Here is a 2,391-nt window from a genome sequence, read left to right on the forward strand (position 1 = left end):
CTCCGGTTCTGCGCCGAGGGGGGAACTGCGAGCGTTGTTCTGCCCCAGAACTGGCTGTTCCTCACAACCTACAAAAAGTTCCGGGAAAAGCTGCTGAAGAACGAAACCTGGCACCTGATCGCCCGGTTAGGAGCACAGTCATTTCAAACTCCCATGTGGGATTACAATATCCAGTTGTTGACCATCAGCCGAAGCGCTGCGGCGCATGAATGCGGTGCGCTGTTCGCCAATGCCGGAACCGGCAACCTGATCCGCGGCGTGGATGTCTCTGAATTTCGTACCGCCGCTGAAAAAGCTTCATGGTTGCCGACGACCGAAATACAAACTACGGAGCAAAAGAAGCAGTTGGAAAATCCGGATTTTATCATTCAATTGGACGAGAAAGTTGCTTCGTTGTTATTTGCAGCTTTTGCTAGTTGTTATCAAGGAACTTCAACCGGAGATAACCTTAGATTTCTTTGCTTTTTTTGGGAAATCCAGGCTGTCTTTGATTCTTGGTGTTTTTTAGAAACTGCCCCTGGCAAAACACAACACTTTGGTGGCAAGAATTCGGTAATAAAGTGGCAAGATGTGAATTTGTATAAAGGTTCTGCTATACGTGGATTGGACGCCTTTGGGGAAAAAGGTGTTGCGGTTGGTCAGATGGTAAAATTGCCTGCAACTTTTTTCCTTGGCCAGCGATTTGCCAACACAACACCGGTTATTATTCCGAAGCATGAGGCAGACTTGCCATCTACTTGGGTGTTCTGTATGTCAGAATCGTTTTCCCATGAACTCCGAAAAATAAACCAGAAGTTGAGCGTTGATAATGGGTATGTAGGTAAGATCCCCTTCGATCTTGACCACTGGTCAAAAGTCGCCGCCGAAAAATACCCCCACGGCCTGCCCAAACTCGTCACCGACGACCCGACCCAGTGGATCTTCCACGGCCATCCCTGCGGCTCCGTCCTGTGGGATGAGGGAACCAAACGGACCGACCACGGCCCCCTGCGCACCGACGGCACCGTGCTGCAGATCGCCGTCGCCCGTCTCCTGGGCTACTGCTGGCCCGCCGAGCTGGATGGGGGAATGGAGCTGGCCGACGAACAGCGGGAATGCGTGAACCGGTGTGAAGCCCTGCTGCGCTATGGGGACGAGGACGGCATCGTCTGCATTCCTCCCGTGCGGGGCGAGGCCCCGGCGTTCGACCGGCTACTGGACCTGCTTGCCGCCGCCTACGGCGACGCCTGGTCCGGCAATATACTGGCCGAACTGCTGAAAAATGCCGACCACGCCGGCAAAACCCTGGAAACCTGGCTGCGGGAAAAGTTCTTCACCCAGCATTGTCAGCGCTTCCAGCACCGTCCTTTCATCTGGCACATCTGTGACGCCCTGCGGGACGGCATCGCCGCATTGGTCAACTACTACAGGCTCGACCGAAAAAAGATGGAAACCCTGATCTACACCTATCTAGGCGACTGGATCAACCGTCAGAAGCAGGAAACGAAAGCGGGAACGGACGGAGCGGAAGAACGACTCGCCGCCGCCGAAAGGCTGAAGAAGAGGCTGGAGCTGATCCTCGAAGGCGAGGCCCCCTACGACATCTTCGTGCGGTGGAAGCCCCTGGATCAGCAGCCCGTCGGGTGGAACCCCGACCTCAACGACGGCGTCCGGCTCAACATCCGTCCCTTTCTCACCGTACCCGACGTGGGAAAAAGAGGAGCGGGGATCCTCCGGGACAAGCCCAACATCAACTGGAACAAGGACCGGGGCAAGGACGTGGAATCCGCCCCCTGGCACCACCTCTTCCACGGCGACCGGATCAACGACCATCACCTGACCCTGGCCGAAAAACAAAGAGCACGGGAGACGGTCGGATGAAAAGAAAGACCGGGAGCAAGAAACTCTGCAATTCTTTTTCCACGGGAGGCGGAGGCCATCATTTCGAGGCCCACGTACAGGCGGCCTTGGTGGCATTGATGCTCTCAGGCGGCATTGCCCCGTGCCTTCCCTGCTGGCCGATTGCGGAGGTGAAGCTCCAGGGAAAGATCGACGGGTATGATACGGATGATTGCATTGTGACGGTGGAAAACCCCAGCACCAGGGAAAGAAGGAAACTGCTCTGTCAGATGAAGCATTCCATTTCGATCACTCAAAGCAACAGCGAGTTCAGCGAGGTGATACAGTCCGCCTGGAATGATTTCAACAACCCCCGGATTTTTACCAAGGACAAGGATAGAATTGCCCTGATTTCGGGCCCCCTCAGCGCGGTGGATGAGCACAATGTCCAATGGCTTCTGAACAGTGCAAAGGACAGCAAAACAAGTATCGAAGAATTTTTCCGTAACGTCGAGCAGGCCAATTTCAGTCCTCCGGAAAGTGAAAAGAAACTTGATGTTTTTCGGTACCATC

The 2,391-nt window shown here is 54.7% G+C and carries 2 protein-coding genes; both read left to right on the forward strand.

Annotated elements, in window-relative coordinates; all coding sequences use genetic code 11:
* The first annotated feature begins 750 nt into the window (after positions 1-750).
* On the forward strand, positions 751-1,860 hold the full coding sequence (locus GX147_10010) for a hypothetical protein (protein NLN61006.1): 1,110 nt from the start codon (positions 751-753) through the stop codon (positions 1,858-1,860).
* The coding region (locus GX147_10015; protein NLN61007.1) for a hypothetical protein at positions 1,857-2,391 on the forward strand (535 nt) is incomplete at its 3' end. The genes GX147_10010 and GX147_10015, both read left to right, overlap by 4 nt.

Source organism: Deltaproteobacteria bacterium, assembly GCA_012522415.1.
GTDB lineage: Bacteria > Desulfobacterota > Syntrophia > Syntrophales > JAAYKM01 > JAAYKM01.